At 77.6% G+C, this 18,499-nt stretch carries 14 protein-coding genes and 1 pseudogene; 2 read left to right on the forward strand and 13 right to left on the reverse strand.

Annotated elements, in window-relative coordinates; translation table 11 throughout:
* Positions 1-143 precede the first annotated feature (143 nt).
* The gene (locus ABZW14_RS10405; protein WP_355343163.1) at positions 144-638 is read left to right on the forward strand and encodes a CrcB family protein; all 495 of its coding nucleotides are present in this window, start codon (positions 144-146) and stop codon (positions 636-638) included.
* Positions 635-997 carry a fluoride efflux transporter CrcB gene (gene crcB, locus ABZW14_RS10410; RefSeq protein ID WP_355343005.1) on the forward strand — a complete coding sequence of 121 codons (363 nt, stop codon included), beginning with the start codon at positions 635-637 and terminating at the stop codon, positions 995-997. Before ABZW14_RS10405 ends, crcB begins: the two co-directional genes overlap by 4 nt.
* Positions 998-1,093: 96 nt before the next feature.
* Here the strand turns inward: crcB and cobA are convergent, their stop codons facing one another.
* From cobA to cobN, 13 genes and pseudogenes are all read right to left on the reverse strand, one after another.
* Positions 1,094-2,773: a uroporphyrinogen-III C-methyltransferase gene (cobA, locus tag ABZW14_RS10415; protein WP_355343008.1), complete on the reverse strand. Its 1,680-nt coding sequence runs from the start codon at positions 2,771-2,773 to the stop codon at positions 1,094-1,096.
* Positions 2,770-3,363 (reverse strand): precorrin-8X methylmutase, encoded by a 594-nt coding sequence (locus ABZW14_RS10420; RefSeq protein ID WP_355343011.1) that lies wholly within the window; start codon positions 3,361-3,363, stop codon positions 2,770-2,772. Before ABZW14_RS10420 ends, cobA begins: the two co-directional genes overlap by 4 nt.
* A complete protein-coding gene (locus tag ABZW14_RS10425) occupies positions 3,360-4,436 on the reverse strand; it encodes a HoxN/HupN/NixA family nickel/cobalt transporter (RefSeq protein ID WP_355343014.1) in 1,077 nt (358 codons plus the stop codon). Before ABZW14_RS10425 ends, ABZW14_RS10420 begins: the two co-directional genes overlap by 4 nt.
* Positions 4,433-4,621, reverse strand: a complete 189-nt coding sequence (locus tag ABZW14_RS10430; protein ID WP_355343017.1) for a 4Fe-4S dicluster domain-containing protein — start codon at positions 4,619-4,621, stop codon at positions 4,433-4,435. The genes ABZW14_RS10425 and ABZW14_RS10430 overlap by 4 nt, the downstream gene beginning before the upstream one ends.
* On the reverse strand, positions 4,609-6,534 hold the full coding sequence (cobJ, locus tag ABZW14_RS10435) for a precorrin-3B C(17)-methyltransferase (RefSeq protein WP_355343020.1): 1,926 nt from the start codon (positions 6,532-6,534) through the stop codon (positions 4,609-4,611). Before cobJ ends, ABZW14_RS10430 begins: the two co-directional genes overlap by 13 nt.
* Positions 6,531-7,733, reverse strand: a complete 1,203-nt coding sequence (gene cbiE, locus ABZW14_RS10440) for a precorrin-6y C5,15-methyltransferase (decarboxylating) subunit CbiE (RefSeq protein ID WP_355343023.1) — start codon at positions 7,731-7,733, stop codon at positions 6,531-6,533. The genes cobJ and cbiE overlap by 4 nt, the downstream gene beginning before the upstream one ends.
* Positions 7,730-8,875: a cobalt-precorrin-5B (C(1))-methyltransferase gene (locus tag ABZW14_RS10445; RefSeq protein WP_355343026.1), complete on the reverse strand. Its 1,146-nt coding sequence runs from the start codon at positions 8,873-8,875 to the stop codon at positions 7,730-7,732. The genes cbiE and ABZW14_RS10445 overlap by 4 nt, the downstream gene beginning before the upstream one ends.
* Complete coding sequence (cobM, locus tag ABZW14_RS10450) at positions 8,872-9,702, reverse strand: precorrin-4 C(11)-methyltransferase (protein WP_355343029.1); 831 nt, start codon at positions 9,700-9,702, stop codon at positions 8,872-8,874. The genes ABZW14_RS10445 and cobM overlap by 4 nt, the downstream gene beginning before the upstream one ends.
* A complete protein-coding gene (cobI, locus tag ABZW14_RS10455; protein WP_355343166.1) occupies positions 9,699-10,439 on the reverse strand; it encodes a precorrin-2 C(20)-methyltransferase in 741 nt (246 codons plus the stop codon). Before cobI ends, cobM begins: the two co-directional genes overlap by 4 nt.
* Before the next feature lie 89 nt (positions 10,440-10,528).
* The gene (locus tag ABZW14_RS10460; RefSeq protein ID WP_355343032.1) at positions 10,529-11,884 is read right to left on the reverse strand and encodes a cobyrinate a,c-diamide synthase; all 1,356 of its coding nucleotides are present in this window, start codon (positions 11,882-11,884) and stop codon (positions 10,529-10,531) included.
* Entirely contained in the window at positions 11,878-12,489 is a 612-nt protein-coding gene (gene cobO / locus ABZW14_RS10465) for a cob(I)yrinic acid a,c-diamide adenosyltransferase (RefSeq protein ID WP_355343035.1), read from the reverse strand. Before cobO ends, ABZW14_RS10460 begins: the two co-directional genes overlap by 7 nt.
* A pseudogene (locus ABZW14_RS10470) lies at positions 12,489-14,818 on the reverse strand (VWA domain-containing protein). The gene cobO and the pseudogene ABZW14_RS10470 overlap by 1 nt, the downstream one beginning before the upstream one ends.
* A complete protein-coding gene (cobN, locus tag ABZW14_RS10475; RefSeq protein WP_355343038.1) occupies positions 14,815-18,483 on the reverse strand; it encodes a cobaltochelatase subunit CobN in 3,669 nt (1,222 codons plus the stop codon). Before cobN ends, ABZW14_RS10470 begins: the two are co-directional and overlap by 4 nt.
* Positions 18,484-18,499 lie beyond the last annotated feature (16 nt).

Here is an 18,499-nt window from a genome sequence, read left to right on the forward strand (position 1 = left end):
CGCCGGGCCTGGCTGGCCGGACCGGGCCGGCCGACGCGGCGTTATGCTCGGGCGGACACCGGCGGTGGGGCCCGCCGTCCCGGCAACGGCCGGGAGAACCGCGACAGGCTCGCCAACGGTCCCTGCCAGTGATGCCCGTCCTGGTGGGAGGCACCGTGACCGGACCGTCCGAGTTCCGCGTCGACCCCGACGTCGACCTGCGCGTCCCCGCCGACCGGCGGGAGCTGCCCGCCCACCCGGCGGCGGTGCTCGGCGTCATCGCCGCCGGTGGGGTGCTCGGCGCGCTGGCCCGGGCCGGGCTCCAGGCCGCGTTCCCGCATTCGCCCACCGGCTTCCCGTGGGCCACCTTCGGCATCAACGTCGCCGGCTGCCTGCTGATCGGCGCGCTCATGGCGGTGCTCACCGCCCGCCCGGCCGGGCCGCTCGTCCGGCCGTTCCTCGGCGTCGGTGTGCTCGGCGGCTTCACCACCTTCTCCACCTACGCCGTGGAGGCCCAGCGGGCGATCACCGCCGGGGCGCCGGGCACGGCGCTGGCGTACCTGGCGGCGACCCTGGCCGGTGCGCTGCTGGCCGTGTGGGCCGGGGACGCGGCGGCCGGCCGGGTCCTGGCCCGCGCCGGGAACGGGGCGGCCCGGTGACCGTCCTGCTGATCGCGCTCGGGGCGGCGCTGGGCGCTCCGCTGCGCTACCTGACCGACCGGGCCGTGCAGGCCAGGCACGACTCCCCCTTCCCGTGGGGCACGCTGACCGTCAACGTGGCCGGGTCGCTGGTGTTGGGCACGGTGACCGCCCTGCCGGCGTCCCCCGCGGTGGCCGCCCTGGTCGGCACCGGCTTCTGCGGTGCGCTGACCACCTGGTCCACGCTGGGCTACGAGACCGTGCGGCTGCACCGCGAGGGCCGGCGGGGGCACGCGCTGGCCAACGCGCTGGTCAGCATCGCCGCCGGCCTCGCGGCGGCCACCCTGGGCTACGCGCTGGCCGGAGCCGTCACCGGCTGACCCGCCGGGACACGCCACTCACCACGCCGGCACAGTTCACCGGCCGGGCGGCGGGCGAGGTCCACCCGCACAGCCGTCACCGGCCGGCCAGCGCTCTCACCCCCGCGCAGGTACGACGGCAGGCGCCGCGGCGGGATCCGCGGCGAGCGCCACCACCGGCCCGACCACGAAGACCGCCGGCGGCCGGATCTCGGCCCGCGCGGCGAGCGCGCCGACCTCGTCCAGCCGGCACCGGGCCGTCCACTGCTCGGGATGGCCGGCGTCGCGGACCACCAGCACCGGCGTCTCCGCCGCCCGCCCGTGGCCGAGCAGCTCGGCGGCGATCCGCCCGACGGTGTCCACCGCCATGAGCAGCACCAGCGTGCCCCGGGCCCGGGCCAGCGCGGCCCAGTCCACCAGCGAGTCCGGGTGCCCCGGCGGGAGGTGCCCGGAGACCACGGTGACCTCGTGCGCCACCCCGCGGTGGGTCACCGGCACCCCGGCCAGCGCGGGCGCGGCCACCGCGCTGCTCACCCCGGGCACCAGCACCGTCTCCACCCCGGCCGCGGCGCATGCGAGGACCTCCTCGTGACCCCGCCCGAAGACGTACGGGTCGCCGCCCTTGAGCCGGACCACCCGCCGCCCGGCGCGGGCGTGCGCGACCAGCGTGTCGTTGATGGCGTCCTGGCTCATCGACGGGCCCCGGGGCACCTTCGCGGCGTCCACCACGAGCACGCCGGGGCGCAGCCGGCGCAGCAGCCCGGCCGGGGCGAGCCGGTCGGCCACCACCACGTCCGCGGCGTCGAGCAGCGCCTGGCCGCGTACGGTGATCAGGTCGTCCGGCCCGGGCCCGCCGCCCACCACGGCCACCTGCCCGGGGCGCAGCGCCGGCTCGTGGTGATGGCCGGCGTGGTGATGGTGGTGGTGGCCGTGCCCGTCGGCCGGGTCGTCGGGGTGGTGGTGCGGGGTCTGCGGCCGGCCCACCTTGTCGGCGAACCCGGGCAGCGCCACCCGGTACGCGCAGGTGTCGCAGTTCATCCGGATGTCCCCGCGCAACGCCTCGGCGTGCCGTTCCAGGACCAGGTCGGCCAGGGCGTCGCAGTCGCCGATCACCTCGGCCACCCGCACGTCCAGGCCGGGATGGTCGGCGGCGAACTCCCGGCTCTGCGCCACGATCCGGTCCGGCAGCACCCCGGCGAAGAGGAAGTACGGGGCGACCACGATCCGCCGGGCCCCGAGCCGGCGCAGCCGCTCCAGCACGGCCGGCACGGACGGCTCGGCGAGGGAGATGAAGCCCGGTTCCACACCGGCGTACCCGCGCCCCTCCCAGAGCAGCCGGGCCACCTTGGTCACCTCGGCGTTGGCGTCCGGATCCGTCGAGCCGCGTCCGATCAGGGCGACCCAGGTGCCGGCCCGGTCGGTGCCGTCGAGCGCCCCGTCGATCCGCTCCGCCAACGCCTCCTGGAGCAGCGGGTGCGGCCCGAGCGGCCGGCCGTACGCGTACCGCAGGCCGGGGTGACGCTGCCGCTCCCGGGCCAGGGCGGCGGGGATGTCTCCCTTGCCGTGCCCGGCGGCGGCCAGCACCAGCGGCAGCGCCACCAGGTTGCGGTGGCCCCGGCCGGCCAGCGCGGCGGCGGCGTCGGCCAGCGGCGGGCGGGACAGCTCGATGAAGCCGCCCTCGACGTCGGTGACGGCGTCCCGGCGGCGGATCCGTTCGACGAGCGCGGCGAACTGGGCGACGCCGGCCGCGCTGCGGGTGCCGTGCCCGACGATCAGCAGGGGGGTCCGGTCGATCACGTGTCCTCCAGGTAGAGCAGGGCGTTGAGGGCGGCGGCGGCCACTGCGGAGCCGCCCTTCTCGCCCACGTTGGACACGGCGGGCAGGCCGCTGGCCCGCAGCGCCGCCTTGGACTCGGCCGCGCCTACGAAGCCGACCGGCAGACCGACCACCAGCGCCGGGGCCGCGCCGAGCGCGATCAGCTCGACCAGCGCGGTGGGCGCGCAGCCGACCACCCAGACCGCGCCCGGGCCGACCCGGTCGGCCGCGATCCGCACCGCCGCCGCCGAGCGGGTGATGCCGGCGGCGCGGCCCAGGTCGGCGGCGGCCGGCTCGGCGACCGGGCAGACGATGTCCCGCCCGGCCCGGGTGATGCCAGCGGCGACCATCCACACGTCGGTGACGATCGGCGCGCCGCCCCGCAGCGCGGCCCGGCCGGCGGCCAGGCCGTCCTCGTCACAGACCAGGTCGGTGACGTAGTCGAGGTCGGCACTGGCGTGCACCACCCGCTCGGTGACCGCCCGGGTCAGCGGCGGCAGGTGGGACAGGTCGACCCGCTCGCGCAGGATCCGGTAGGACTCCGCCTCGATGGGGTGCACGGTCCGCGTCATGACTCCGCCCGCCCGTAGCGGCGGTCGTGGCCGCGCAGCCGCCAGAGCAGCACCGCGCCGCCCCAGGCCAGCGCGAAGAGGCCCACCACGGCGTAGCCGAGCTGCTCGAAGTGGTCGGCGATCGAGGCGTACCCGGCCAGTGCGGTGAGCCCGAGATGGTCGGCCAGCAGCCCGGCCAGGTAGACGCTGGCGACCAGGCCGCCGACCAGCACGGTCATCGTGGTGGTGGCCAGGTTGTACCAGAGCCGGCGGGCCGGCTGCCGGTACGCCCACGAGTACGCGCGGCTCATCAGCAGGCTGTCGGCGGTGTCCATGGCGGACATCCCGGCGGCGAAGAGCAGCGGCAGGGTGAGCAACGCCAGCACCGGCAGCCCGCCGGCGGCGGCGGTGCTCGCCGAGAGCGCCAGCAGGGTCACCTCGCTGGCCGTCTCCAGGCCCAGCCCGAAGAGGAAGCCGACCGGCGCCATGTGCCAGGAGGAACGGACCAGGGTGCGGGCCCGGGCCCCGAGGATCCGGTGCATCAGGCCCCGGTTGAGCAGCAGGAGGTCCAGCTCGGTCTCGTCCAGCGCGCCGGCGCGCAGCCGCCGCCAGAGCCGGGCCAGCCCGGCCAGCACCACCGCGTTGAGGGCCGCCACGAGCAGCAGGAAGCCGGTGGCGGTGACCACCGCCACGGTGGCGCCGACCTCGCGGACGCCGGCCATCCCGTCGCCGGTCAGCCGGGTGGAGGCGAGCCCGACCACGAGGGCGAGCAGCAGCACCACGGCGCTGTGCCCGAGCGCGAAGAAGAAGCCGACGCCGACCGGCCGCCGGCCGCGCAGCAGCATGAGCCGGGTGGTGTCGTCGATGGCGGCGATGTGGTCGGCGTCGAAGGCGTGCCGCACCCCCAGCACGTAGGCGAGGGTGCCGGCGCCGGCCAGCCCGCCGGCCGCGACCGGCTGGTTGTTCCAGTAGAGGTAGAGGGTCACGCCGGCGACGTGCAACGCGGCGACCGCGCAGATGATGCCGCCGAGGCGGGCCCGTTCGGCGCGGCTCCACCGGCCGATGGTCGGGGCGGCGGTCGGGGTCGAGGTCATCGCTCTCCTCGGGGTTCGGGGTCGACGCGGATGGCGTCCACGGGGCAGATCTCCAGGCATTCGAGGCAGCCGGTGCAGCGGTCGGTGACCCGCAGGCCGACGCCGGTGGGGCGGATGGCGTGCACCGGGCAGGTGAGCAGGCAGGCGCCGCAGCCCTGGCAGGCGCCGATGGTCACGACCGCCACCGGTACCCCCGGGGCGTGACCATCCGGCCGGCGACCACCCGCGTCTGCGAGCTGCCGACCACCACCACGCTGTACATGTCGACCAGGGCCGGGTCGAGGGTGGCCAGGGTGGCCAGGTGCACCCGCTCACCGGGCCGGCTGGCGTTGCGCACCACGCCGACCGGGGTGTCCGGCGGCCGGTGCGCGGCGAAGGTGTCCAGCGCCGCGCCGAGTTGCCAGTCCCGGGTACGGCTGCGCGGGTTGTAGAGCAGCGCCACCAGGTCGGCCCCGGCCGCGGCGGCGACCCGGCCCGCGATCACCTCCCACGGGGTGTGCAGGTCGGACAGGCTCAGGTAGACGTGGTCGTGCCCGAGCGGCGCGCCGAGCAGGGCGGACGCGGCGAGCCCGGCGGTCACTCCGGGCACACCGACCACGTCGATCCGGTCGTCGGCGTACTCCAGGGCGGGGCTGGCCATCGCGTACACCCCGGCGTCGCCGGAGCCGACCAGGGCGACGGCGTGGCCGGCGGCGGCCTCGGCGACGGCGGCCCGGGCCCGCGCCTCCTCCGCGCCGAGCCCGCTGGCCAGCACCCGGGTACCGGGACGGAGCAGGCCGCGGATCTGGTCGACGTACTGGTCCAGGCCGACCACCACGGCGGCCCGGCGCAGCTCGGCCACCGCACGCGGGGTGCGCAGGTCGGCGGCGCCGGGGCCGAGGCCGACCAGCGAGAGCCGGCCGCGCGGGGCGTGCCGGGCCACCGCCACGGTGGCCATCGCCGAGGCGGTCTTCGGCACCAGCAGCGTGCCGCCGCCGCGCAGCGCCGCGGCCTCCGCGACGCTCGGCGTGCCGACCGCGGCACGGACCACCTCGCTGGGGTGCGGCACGTCGACCGCCGCCAGGTCCGCCGCCGGCCAGGTCTGAAGGGGTACGCGGTACGCGTCGGCGGTCGACCGGATGCCCGCCTCGTCGGCCTTGAGGTCCACGCTGGCCAGACAGCGCAGGCTGGCCGGGCTGAGGCCGGCGTCGGCGAGCGCCCGGCGCAGCAGGCCGGTCACCTCTGCGGCCGGCACGCCGCGGCTGGAGCCGACGCCGGCGACCAGGGACGGTGGCCGGAGCACCACGGTCCGCCCGTCGAGCGGAACGACCCGGTCGGTGACCAGGATCCGCCAGCCTCCCGCACCGTCACCGTCACTGGCGGGAGTCGGGGCAGCCGTTGCCGCAGTCGACCTCGCGGCGGCCGGGGTGGGAGTCGCCGCTCCGGTGGCCGGCGCCGGGGTGTCGCCCGCCGTGGCGACCGGCGTGGCGATCGACGCGGGGACGTGGGCCGGAGGGGGTGTGACCTCGACGTGGACGTGGTCCGGCAGTGCGGGCAGCGGCCAGGTGGCGTCGGCGACCAGCCGCACCGGTTCCCCGTCGAGGATCGCCCGGGACACCGCCGCCACGGCGCCCTCCACCGGCCAGCCGAGGGTGTCCAGCCCGGGCAGGCCGACCGCGTCGGTGGCGGTCGTGACCACCGGCCGGGCGTCGAGCAGGGCGCCCACCTCGGCGGCGAGAGCGTTGGCGCCGCCCTCGTGTCCGCCGAGCAGGGCCACCGCGTGCCGGGCCGCCTCGTCGACCACCACGACGGCCGGGTCGGTGTGCTTGTCACCCAGCAGCGGGGCCAGGATGCGGACCACCGCGCCGGTGGCCAGGAAGGCGACCACGGCGTCGCACTCCCGCCAGGCGGCCCGCAGCGCGTCGGCGGCGCTCTCCGCCGCCACGAGGCGGGCGTGCGGCCAGGCCGCGGCGAGCGTGCGCGCGTTCCGCCGCCCCGCGGCGGTCGCCGCCACGAGCCCGACGAGGAAGGGCTCCTTCTCCCCGCTTCCGGTGGAGCAGAGGTCCCCTGCTGATCCGTTCGAGGCTGTGGGCACGGGTTCCTCCGGATGGACGGTCATGGCAGCTCCGCGGTGAGCAGGACCACCGGGTTGGTGGCGGCCAGGCGCAGGGAACCGCCGGGCAGGTCGGCGAGGCGGGCGGCGGTGAGCTGGCAGCCGTCGACCGCGTAGCCGGCGGCGCGCAGCAGGTGCACGGCCGGGCCGACCCGGTCGAGGGCGGCCAGGGTGACCACCACCCGGGGCGGGCGGCGGTCGGCCACCGCGGCGAGCACGTCCAGGCCGCCCCCGCCGACGAAGACCGCGTCCGGGTCGGGCAGCCCGGCCAGGGCCGCCGGGGCCGCCCCGGTCACGACCCGGACGTCGACGCCGTGCCGGGCGGCGTTGGCCCGGATCGGCGCGTCCGGGTCGCGTTCCACGGCGAGCACGGCCGCGCCGAGCAGCGCGCACTCGATCCCGACCGAGCCGCTGCCCGCGCCGACGTCCCAGACCAGCCGGCCCAGCCGGGGCCGCAGCCGGGCAACCGCGAGCGCCCGTACCTCCGCCTTGGTGATCATCGAGTCCCGGTGGACGTAGTCGGACTCGGGCAGCGCCCAGCCCCCGGCCGGGGCGGCGGCGGGCTGGTCGTCGACGCGCATCCCGGCGGCGCGGACGGGCTCCGGGGCGAGGCTGAGCACGACGTGCGGGTCGGCCCAACGGGTCGCGGCGGCTTCGGCCGGGGTGGTCCAGGTGACGCGCTCGTCCGGGGTGCCCAGGTGCTCGGCGACGACCAGGCGGCGGTCCCAGCCGGCCAGGCCGGCGCCCAACTCGGCCGCGCCCGCGCCCGGAGCGGTGAGCACCGCGACGAGGGGCAGCGCCCGGCAGGCGTTGAGCGCGGGGCGCGGATCCCGGCCGTGCGCGGTGAGCACGGCCGCGCCGTCCCAGGGCAGCCCGACGCGGGCGAACGCGGCGGCGACGCTGGAGACGGCGGGCAGCACCCCTACCGGCAGGCCGGCCGCCCGGAGCCGGCGGACGATGCCGAAGAACCCGGGGTCGCCGCTGGCCAGGACCACCGCGGGCGTGCCGGCGGCGACGGCGGCGGCGAGCCGGTCCAGGGCAGGCGCGAGCGGGCCGAGCACGACGGTGGCACAGCCGGACGGCACGGGGACGGCGGCCAGGTGCCGGGCCGCGCCGACGACCAGCCCGGCGCCGGCCAGCGCCTCGGCGAGCACGGGGTGTGCGGGGCGGCCGGCGGCGTCGATCCCCGCCACGAGCACGGTCACGCCGCCCACCGCCCGGAAGAGGCGACCACCCGGTCCCCGGCGAAGTCCACCATGGCCACGTCCACGGTGACGGCCTGCCCGGCGAAGCGGCGCAGCACCTGCCGGACCCGCCGGCAGAGCAGGTCCCCGGCCGGGCCGAGCAGCCCGGCGGCCGCCCACAGCTCGTACGCGTGCCGGCCCGTGTTGGCGGCCGTGACGGCGGCGACCAGGCCCGGGTCGCCGCCGGCCTCGGCGGTGACCGCGCCGAGCAGTGACAGGTCCACCTTGGAGCGGGTGTAGTGGGTCATCAGGATGCCGGCGGCGAGCTTGGCCAGTTTGCCGGCCATGCCGACGAAGACCAGCCCGGTCATCCCGTCGCCGACGGCGGCGGTGACCGCCGCGCCGGTGAAGTCGCCGACCTCGACGAAGCACACCTCGGGCAGCTCCGGCAGGAGCGCCCGGGCCGCCCGCTCGGTACGCCCGCCGGTGCACAGCACGACGGTCCGCTCCCCCTGTGCGGCCATCACGTGCACGGCCTGCACCACGCTGGCCCGCCAGGAGGCGGTGGAGAACGGCCGGACGATCCCGGTCGTGCCGAGGATGGAGATGCCGCCGAGGATGCCGAGCCGCCGGTTGGTGGTCTTGCGGGCCATGATCTCGCCGCGCGGCACGCTGATCACCACGCGGACGCCGGTCTCGTCGAGGTCGACCACCTCGGCGACGGCCTGGCCGATCATGCGGCGCGGGGTCTCGTTGATGGCCGGGCCGCCCACCGCGAGGCCGAGCCCCGGGCGGGTGACCGTGCCGACGCCCGGCCCGCCGTCGAGGCGCAGTCCCGGCTCGTCCCCCCAGGTGACGGTGGCGGTCAGCTCGGCGCCGTGCGTGACGTCCGGGTCGTCACCGGCGTCCTTGACCACCACGGCCTCGGCCCGCCGGGCGGGTTCCAGGTCGCAGCGGGCCACCGCGAAGCTGACCCGCCGGCCGGCCGGCAGGCCGATCTCGACCTGGCGCTGCGGCTCCCCGGTCACCAGCGCGGTCAGCGCCGCCTTGGTCGCCGCCGTGGCGCACGCGCCGGTGGTCCAGCCGGTACGCAGCGCGGTGGGCCGGACCTTCGCCGTACGCGGCAGGTCCGGCTCGCGCAGCGGCGGCTCGGCGTACGTCACCGGTCGTCCCCGGCGGGGTCGCCGGCCCGGGTGCGGCGCAGCGCGGCGCGGGCGCCCGGCTCGGCCCGCCGGTAGGTGTGGAAGTGCCCGGGGTGGTAGAGGTGTGAGCGGGTGCCGCTGGCGGCGAGCGCCGGCCCCACCAGGAACAGCGTGTGCTTCCACAACCGGTGCGCCTTGACGGTGGCCTCCAGCTCGCCCAGAGCGCACCGGACCACCAGCTCGTCCGGCCAGGTCGCCTGGTACGCGACCACCACCGGCGTCTCCGGCGGGTAGCCACCGGCCAGCAGTTCCGCCTGCGCCTGCCCGGAGCGGGCGGCGGAGAGGAACAGCGCCATGGTGGTGCCGTGCCGGGCGAAGTCGCGGACCCGCTCGCCGGGCGGCATCGGCGTCTTGCCGCCCTCCAGTCGGGTGAGGATCACCGACTGGGCGACTTCGGGGATGGTCAGCTCCCGGCCGACCAGCGCGGCGACCGCGGTGAACGACGACACCCCGGGCACCACCTCCACGGCCAGGCCGAGGTCGCGGCACAGGTCGAGTTGCTCCTGCACGGCGCCCCACAGGGCCGGGTCGCCGGAGTGGATCCGGGCCACGGTCAGCCCGTCGGCGGCAGCGCGTTCGTAGAGCGGGCGGACGCCCTCGATGGGCAGCTGGGAGGAGTCGACGATCTCCGCGTCCGGGCGGGCGTGGGCGAGCACGTCGGCGTGTACGAGGCTGGCCGCCCAGATCACCACGTCCGCCCCGGCGATGACCCGGGCGGCGCGCAGGGTGAGCAGGTCGGCGGCGCCGGGGCCGGCCCCGACGAACCAGACCTTGCCGGTGGTGGTCACAGTTTTCCTCCCCGGCGGTCCCGGCGGGCCGGGACCAGCAGCGTCGACAGGTAGGGCAGGTCGGCGGCGGCGCCGTCCACCGGCCCGATCCGCTCGTCGGGCAGGCCGAGCGACCGGCCCAGCACGGCGCCGGCCAGCCGGTCCTGCCGGCGCAGCTCGTCGAGCAGGTCGGGGTGGCGGCGCCAGCCCTTGTAGATGACGACGGTGCCGGGGCCGGCGAGCGCGTCGGCGACCGGCGTGAGGCCGGCGGTGGCGGGCAGCAGGGTGAGCGGTTCGCGGCCCTCGCACAGCGGCACGCCGGCACGGGCGGCCAGGTCCTGCATGGCGGTGATGCCCGGCACGGTGCGCACCACGATCCCGGGTCGCCGGGCCCGCACGCCGTCGGCGAGGTAGCCGAAGGTGGAGTAGACGTTGGGGTCGCCGATGGTGGCGAAGGCGACCGACCGGGCGCCGGCGTCGACGGCGGCCACCATGGCCGCCGCCGCGGCGTCCCAGGCCCGCTCCCGGCGGGCGGTCACCCCGCCCCGGTCGTCGAGGGCGAACGGCAGCCGGCGCAGCCGGTCCGCGGGCACGTGCGCCCGCACGGTCGTCTCGGCTCGGCCCGGGGGCGCCTCCGGGTCCGCGGCGTGCCGGTCCAGCACGGGTACGAACACCAGGTCGGCCTCGCCCAGCAGCCGCGCCGCCTTGAGCGTCAGCAACTCCGGGTCGCCGGGTCCGACCCCGACCCCGGTCAGCACGGCGCCGGACGGCTGCTCCCCGTCGCCGGGAGGCGCGGGCCGGGGTGGGGTGGGGCCGGACGGAGCGGCCGGCGGGTGGCGAAGCGGGTTCACCGGCTCGCCGCCTCGACCAGCCGGCGGGCCGCCGCCGGGTGCCCGGCCCAGTGGGTGTGCAGGTAGGACGCGTGCACCCGGCCGGTCACGAAGCCGTGCGGGGCGCCGTCCCAGTGCCAGGCGGGGCGGTCGCCGTGCCCGGGGTCGGTGACGGTGCGGTGGAACTCGTGTCCGCGTACCGGGTCGCCGCCGCGGTGCACCGGGGACTCGGCGGCGGCCACCGCGTCGCGGTAGCCGAGGGTGAGCCGGCCGGTCATCCGGGCGGTGTGGTCGAGCCGCCCGCACATCGGCACCCCGTCGAGGGAACGGCCGAGGTAGAGCAGCCCGGCGCACTCGGCGACCACGGGGCCGTCGAAGCCGGCCAGCTCGGCGCGGAGCGTGGTGTTGCCGGCCAGGGCGTCGGCGTGCAGTTCGGGGAAGCCGCCGCCGAGCACCACGGCGCGGGTGCCGGACGGCAGTGCCCCGTCGCGCAGCGGGTCGAGGGTCACCACCCGCGCGCCGGCCGCGGTGAGCAGTTCGGCGGTCTCCGCGTACGAGAAGGTGAAGGCCGCCCCGCCGGCGACCGCGACAACCGGGCGGGCGGTGCCGGCGGGACCGCCGACGGCGGCGGCGGGATCCCAGGCGGGCTCGGTCAGGGGCGGCGCGGTGCGGGCCAGCGCCAGGACGGCGTCGAGGTCCACGGTGGACTCGACCAGGTCGGCGAGCGCGGCCACCACGGCCACCGACTCGGGCGCGCGCTCGGCGACCGGCACCAGGCCCAGGTGGCGCGAGGGCGCGGACACCTCGGCGGCCCGGGTCACCGCACCGAGCACCGGCACGCCCACCTCGGCGAGCGCGTCGCGGAGCAGCCTCTCGTGCCGGGGCGAGCCGACCCGGTTGAGCACCACCCCTCCGACGCGCACCGCCGGATCGAAGGCGCGCATGCCGAGCACCAGCGCGGCGGCCGAGCGGCCCTGCGCCGTGGTGTCGAGGACCAGCAGGACCGGCGCCTCGACGAGCCGGGCGACGTGCGCCGTGGAGGCGTACCCGCCGTGCCCGACCGCGCCGTCGTGCAGCCCCATCACGCCCTCGATCACGGCCACGTCGGCCGGGGTGGGCACGCTCGCTCCATGGCGCAGCAGCGGGGCGATCCACTCCGGGCCGACCAGCCAGGGGTCGAGGTTGCGGCCGGGACGGCCGGCGGCGAGCGCGTGGTAGCCGGGGTCGATGTAGTCGGGGCCGACCTTGTGCGGGCTGACCGTCAGGCCACGGCGGCGCAGCGCGGCGAGCAGCCCGGTGGCCACCGTCGTCTTGCCGTGCCCGCTGGCCGGGGCGGCGACGACCAGCCGGGGCAGCGCCCAGGGCGTCACCACTCGATGCCCTTCTGACCCTTCTGGCCGGCGTCCATCGGGTGCTTGACCTTGGTCAGCTCGGCGACCAGGTCGGCCGCCTCGACCAGCCGCGGGTCGGCGTCCCGGCCGGTGATCACCACGTGCTGGAAGCCGGGCCGGTCGCGCAGCGTCGCGACCACCTCGTCGACGTCGACCCAGCCCCACTTCATCGGGTACGTGAACTCGTCGAGCACGTAGAGCCCGTAGCGTTCGGCGGCCAGGTCGCGCCGGATCTGCCGCCAGCCCTCGCGGGCGTCCTCGGCGTGGTCGGCCTCTCCGCCGCGCTGGATCCAGGACCAGCCCTCGCCCATCTTGTGCCAGGCGACCGGGGCGCCCTGCCCGGTACGCTCGTGCACCTCGCCGAGGGCACGGAAGGCGTTCTCCTCCCCCACCCGCCACTTGGCGCTCTTGACGAACTGGAAGACGCCGACGGGCAGCCCGGCGGTCCAGGCGCGCAGCGCCAGCCCGAACGCGGCCGTCGACTTCCCCTTCATCTGTCCGGTGTGCACGATCAGCAGCGGCCGGTGCCGCCGCTGCCGGGTGGTCAGCCCGTCGGCGGGCACGTGGCTCGGCTTCCCCTGCGGCATCAGGCGGCGCTCCTCGTGGTGAGGCCGACGAGCGGGTCACTGGCCACGTCGGCGAGGTGGTGGTGCGGGGCGTGCAGTTGGGCGGCGAGGCGGCGGGCCAGGTGCAGGCGTACCGGGCCGGACTCGCAGTCCACGACCACGCAGGGGGCGCCGGTGGCGGCCAGCACGGCTGCCGCCCGGGCGGCCCGGTCGAGCGGGCGGGGGCCGGCGGTGGCCCGGCCATCGGTGACGACCAGCACCAGGGGGCGGCGCTTCGGGTCGCGCAGCCGCTCCACGCGGAGCAGGTCGGCCGCCGCGAGCAGCCCCTCCGCGAGCGGGGTACGCCCACCGGTGGGCAGGTCGGCCAGCCGGGTCGAGGCGGCGAGCACCGAGGAGGTGGCCGGCAGCAGGGTCTGCGCGCCGGCGCCCCGGAAGGCGACCACGGCCACCTTGTCCCGCCGCTGGTACGCGTCGGTCAGCAGGGCCAGCACGGCGCCCTTGACGGCGGACATCCGCTGCCGCGCGCCCATCGACCCGCTGGCGTCGACCACGAACAGCACGAGGTTGCCCTCGCGTCCCTCGCGGACCGCCTCGCGCACGTCGGACGGACGCAGCCGCAGCGGCCCGCCGGCCCGGCCCCGGTTGGCCTGGTGCGGGGCGGCGGCCCGGACGGTGGCCGCCAGGTGCAGCGCGCCGGCCCGTCCGGCGGGCACGCGGGCACCCGTGGTGCGGCCCCGCCCGGTGCGGGCCCGGGACCGCCGGCCGGGCACGCCCTCACCCATGCCGGGCGCGGTGAGCAGCCGGGCACGCAGCCCCCGGTCCGGCACGGCCACGCTGCCGCCCTCCGCCTGGTCCGGGTCCCCCGGCCGGCTTCCGGCTCGGGACCGGTCGCCACCGCCGTGCGGTGCGCCGTCGCCGGGCCGATCCGCGCCCGTGTCGTCGGGAGGACCAGCCCGGTCCGGGTCGGCGGCGCCGCCGTCACCGGACCGGTCGTCGTGGCCCGTCCCGTCGGCGCAGCCGTTGGCCGGCCAGCGGCCGTCCCGCTGGGCTCCACCGCGACCGTCGTCCGGCGACCCGGGGCGACCGTCCCCGTCGGACCCTCGCGAGGGGTCCCGGCCGTCGGCGCCGCCCTTCCCACGGCCCGGCCGACCGGGACCGTCGGGGTCCGACCCGGCGCCGTCCGACCCGCCGCCCGAGCCGCGCGGACCGCCGTCCGGCCCGGGGCCGCCGTCGGGCCCGCCGTCCGGATCGTCGCCGTCGGGGTCGTCGTCCGGGTGCTGCTCGCGGGCGCGGCGCAGCGCCTCGTCCAGGCGCTGCTCGTCCAGCCCCGGGGTGTCGAACGGGTCCCGGCGGCGGCGGTGCGGCAGGGCCAGCCGGGCGGCGACCCGGACGTCCTCGGCCGTCACCCGGTCCCGGCCCTGCCAGGCGGCGTGCGCCACGGCGGTCCGGGCCGTGACGATGTCGGCGCGCATGCCGTCCACGTCGAACGCGGCGCAGACCTCGGCGATCTGCCGCAGCGCCGCGCCGGGCAGCGCCACCCGGGGCAGCCGGCGTCGCGCGGCCGCCACCCGGCGCGCCACCTCGGCGTCGGCCTCGGCCCAGCCCGCGGCGAAGCCGGCCGGGTCGGCGTCGGCGGCGAGCCGGCGGCGGACCACCTCGGCGCGTACGGCGGGGTCGCGGCTCGCGGCCACCTCGACGGTGAGCCCGAACCGGTCGAGCAGCTGCGGGCGCAGCTCCCCCTCCTCCGGGTTCATGGTGCCGACCAGCAGGAACCGGGCGGCGTGGCTGACCGAGACGCCCTCCCGCTCGACGTGGCAGCGGCCCATGGCGGCGGCGTCCAGGAGCAGGTCGACCAGGTGGTCGTGGAGCAGGTTGACCTCGTCGACGTAGAGCACGCCGCGGTGGGCGGCGGCCAGCAGGCCGGGCTCGTAGGCGCGTACCCCCTCGGCGAGGGCCTTCTCCAGGTCGAGCGAGCCGACCACACGGTCCTCGGCGGCGCCCACGGGCAGTTCGACCAGGCGGGCCGGACGGCGCTCGGCCACCGACCCGGCCGGATGCGGCCCGTCCGGGCAGCCCGGGTCCGGGGCGGCCGGATCGCAGGCGAAGCGGCAGGCGGCGACCCGGTCGACCGGGGGCAGCAGGGTGGCGAGGGCGCGCACGGCGGTGGACTTGGCGGTGCCCTTCTCGCCCCGGACCAGCACTCCGCCGACGGCCGGGCTGACCGCGTTGAGCAGCAGGGCCAGCCGCATCTCGTCCATCCCGAGCACCGCGCTGAACGGGTAGCCCGTCACTGTGCCTCCTTCGTTCGCGACTGCGGGGCTCGCAGAACCGGCTCACTCCTCGCGCTCACAGCCGGTCCTCCAGGTCGCCCTCGCTGGCCAGGTACGTCTCGTGCAGCCGGTCGAGGGTGACCGGCTCGGGCGCGGCCCACAGTCCGCGGTCGGCGGCCTCCAGCAGCCGTTCGGCGATGCCGCGCAGCGCCCACGGGTTGGACCGCTCCAGGAACTCCCGGGTCTCCGGATCGAAGAGGTACGCCTCGGCGAGCCGCTCGTACATCCAGTCGTCGACGACTCCGGCCGTGGCGTCGTAGCCGAACAGGTAGTCGACGGTGGCGGCCAGCTCGAAGGCGCCCTTGTAGCCGTGCCGGCGCATGGCGGCGATCCAGCGCGGGTTGACCACCCGGGCGCGGAACACCCGGCGGGTCTCCTCGCCGAGGGTGCGGGTGCGCACGTCGTGCGGCATGGCCGAGTCGCCGACGTAGGCGGCCGGGGCGCCGCCGGTGAGGTGGCGGACCATGGCCACCATCCCGCCGTGGTACTGGAAGTAGTCGTCGGAGTCGACGATGTCGTGCTCGCGGGTGTCCTGGTTCTTCACGGCGACGGCGATCCGGGCGAAGGAGCGTTCCATGTCGGCGCGCGCCTCCCGACCGTCCAGCCCCGGCCCGTAGGCGTAACCGCCCCAGACCGCGTACACCTCGGCCAGGTCGGCGTCGGTGCGCCAGTTCCGGGCGTCGATGAGCGGCAGCAGCCCGGCCCCGTACGCCCCCGGCTTGGAGCCGAAGATGCGGGCGGTGGCCCGGCGGGTGTCCCCGTGCTCGGCGACGTCGGCGTCGACGTGCGCCTTCACGTGGTTCTCCGCGGCCGGCTCGTCGAGCGCGGCGACCTGCCGGACGGCGTCGTCGATCAGGGCGACGACGTGCGGGAAGGCGTCCCGGAAGAAGCCGGAGATGCGTACCGTGACGTCGATCCGGGGGCGGCCCAGCTCGGCGAGGGGCACCACCTCGACGCCGGTGACGCGGCGGGACCGGTCGTCCCACACGGGACGGACGCCCAGCAGCGCCAGCACCTCCGCGATGTCGTCGCCCTGGGTGCGCATGGCGCTGGTGCCCCAGACGGTGAGCCCGACCGACCGCGGGTACGCGCCGGTGTCGGCGAGGTGCCGGGCCAGCAGGGAGTCGGCGAGGGCGACCCCCACGTCCCAGGCGTTGCGGCTGGGGATGGCCTTCGGGTCGACGGAGTAGAAGTTGCGCCCGGTGGGGAGCACGTTGACCAGCCCGCGCGTGGGCGAGCCGGACGGGCCGGGCGGGACGAACCGGCCGGCGAGCGCGCCGAGCACCCGGTCGATCTCGTCGGTGGTCCGGTCCAGCCGCGGCACCACCTCGCGGGCGGCGAAGCGGAGCACGTCGGCGGCGTCGGGCACCGGCCCGCCGACCACCTCCTCGACCACCGCGCCGGCCTTGGCCGCGTCCCAGCCGAGGGTCTCCATGCCGAGCACGAGGCGGCGGGCCAGCGCCTCGATGAGGTCGACGGCGTCGGCGGCGGTGGCGGCCGGCCCGTCGACCGCGTCGGTCAGGGCCGCCGGCACGGCGATCCGCGCGCCGGGCGCGGCGAGCAGCGCCGCCTCGTCGAGGCCGGCGTGGGCGGCGAGGGCCTGGCGCAGCCCGGGCAGGGCACGGGCCCCGCCCCACACCTGGGGGGCGCGCAGCACGGCGAGGACCAGGTTGACCCGGGCCTCCCCGGCGGGCGCCTCGGCGAGGACGTGCAGGCCGTCGCGGATCTGCACGTCCTTCACCTCGCAGAGGTAGCCGTCGAGGTGCAGCACGAAGTCGTCGAAGTCGTCCGCGCCGGGCATCTCGGCCTGGTGCAGGTCGTGGTGCAGTTCGGCGGCCCGCACGAGGTCCCAGATCTGCCGCTGCACGGTGGGCGCCTTGGCCGGGTCGAGGGCCTGCACGGTGGCGTACTCGTCGAGGAGCTGTTCCAGCTTCGCCAGGTCGCCGTAGGTCTCGGCGCGGGCCATCGGCGGCACCAGGTGGTCGACCACCACGGCGTGCGCGCGGCGCTTGGCCTGGGTGCCCTCGCCGGGGTCGTTGACGATGAACGGGTAGACCAGCGGCAGGTCGCCGAGGACCGCGTCGGGGGCGCAGTCGGCGGCCAGCCCGAGGCCCTTGCCGGGCAGCCATTCCAGGGTGCCGTGCTTGCCGAGGTGGACCACGGCGTCCGCGCCGAAGCCGCCGTCGGCGACCGGCGCGGCCAGCCAGCGGTACGCGGCCAGGTAGTGGTGGCTGGGCGGCAGGTCCGGGTCGTGGTAGATGGCCACCGGGTTCTCGCCGAAGCCGCGGGGCGGCTGGATGAGCAGCGCCACGTTGCCGAAGCGCAGCCCGGCGAGGACGATGTCGCCGCCGTCGGTGTAGAGCCGGCCGGGCGGGTCGCCCCAGTGCTCCCGCATCCGCTCCCGCAGCGCGGCGGGCACCGCCTCGAACCAGCGCCGGTAGGTCGTCCCGGGCACCCGCGCCTCGGCGGCGGCGAGCTGGTCCGGGGTGAGCCACTCGACGTCGTGCCCGCCGGCGGCGATCAGGGCGTGGATGAGCGCGTCCCCGTCGTCCGGCACCGGGCCGTCGCCCAGGTGGTAGCCGGCCTCGGCCAGGGCGGCGAGCAGCCGCACCGCCGAGGCCGGGGTGTCCAGGCCGACGGCGTTGCCGACCCGGGAGTGCTTCGTCGGGTAGGAGCTGAGCACGATCGCCAGGCGCTTGTCGGCGTTCGGCACGTGGCGCAGCCGCGCCTGCCGGACGGCGATGCCGGCGACCCGGGCGGCGCGCTCCGGGTCGGGCTCGTAGACCGAGAGCCCGTCGGCGTCGATCCGCTTGAACGAGAACGGCACCGTGACGATCCGGCCGTCGAACTCGGGGATGGCGACCTGCATGGCGGCGTCCAGCGGGGACAGTCCGGCGTCGCTGGCCGCCCACCGGTCGCGCTCGCTGGTCAGGCAGAGCGCCTGCACGATCGGGACGTCCAGGGCGGCGAGCGCGCCGACGTCCCAGGCGTCCTCGCCGCCGCCGCCGGAGGCGTCCGCGGCGACCGTCCCGCCGGCGGCGAGCACCGTCACCACCAGGGCGTCGCACCGCGCGAACAGCTCGAGCGGGCCGGCGCCCGGTGCGAGGCCGCGCAGCGAGCCGCAGAAAACCGGCAGCGGCCGGCCACCGGCGGCCGTCACCGCGTCGGCCAGGGTCTCGACGAAGGCGGTGTTCCCGGCCAGGGCGTGCGCCCGGTAGAAGACGATGCCGACCACGGGCCGGCCGTCCGGCGCCGGCTCGGTGCCGAGGATCCCGTGCGGCGGGGTGGGCGCGGGCGGGGCGAAGCCCTCGCCGGTGAGCAGCACCGTGTCGGAGAGGAACCGGGCCAGCTCGGCGAGGTTTCCGGGGCCGCCCTCGACCAGGTAGGCGAGCGCCTCGGCGGCCACCCCGGCGGCCACCGTGGACGCCGCCATCAGCTCCGCGTCGGGCACCGCCTCGCCGCCGAGCACGACCGTGGGCACGCCGGAGCCGAGCACCGCGGCGAGGCCGTCCGGCCACGCCTGCCGGCCGCCGAGCAGGCGTACGACGGCCAGGTCAGCGCCGTCGAGCAGCGCGGGCACCGCGTCGGCGGCGACCCGGGCGGGGTTGGCGAGCCGGTAGTCGGCGCCGCTGGCGCGGGCGGCGAGCAGGTCGGTGTCGGCGGTGGAGAGCAGCAGGATGCGCACGGACGGCTCCGGAGCG

This window comes from Micromonospora sp. NPDC004551, assembly GCF_040609975.1.
In the GTDB taxonomy this organism is placed as follows: Bacteria; Actinomycetota; Actinomycetes; order Mycobacteriales; family Micromonosporaceae; genus Micromonospora.

Coding starts and splice junctions, on each gene's coding strand:
- ABZW14_RS10425 (WP_355343014.1), bottom strand. CDS start 4,436: ATGACCTCGACCCCGACCGCCGCCCCGACCATCGGCCGGTGGAGCCGC.
- ABZW14_RS10420 (WP_355343011.1), bottom strand. CDS start 3,363: ATGACGCGGACCGTGCACCCCATCGAGGCGGAGTCCTACCGGATCCTG.
- cobO (WP_355343035.1), bottom strand. CDS start 12,489: ATGCCGCAGGGGAAGCCGAGCCACGTGCCCGCCGACGGGCTGACCACC.
- cobJ (WP_355343020.1), bottom strand. CDS start 6,534: ATGACCGTCCATCCGGAGGAACCCGTGCCCACAGCCTCGAACGGATCA.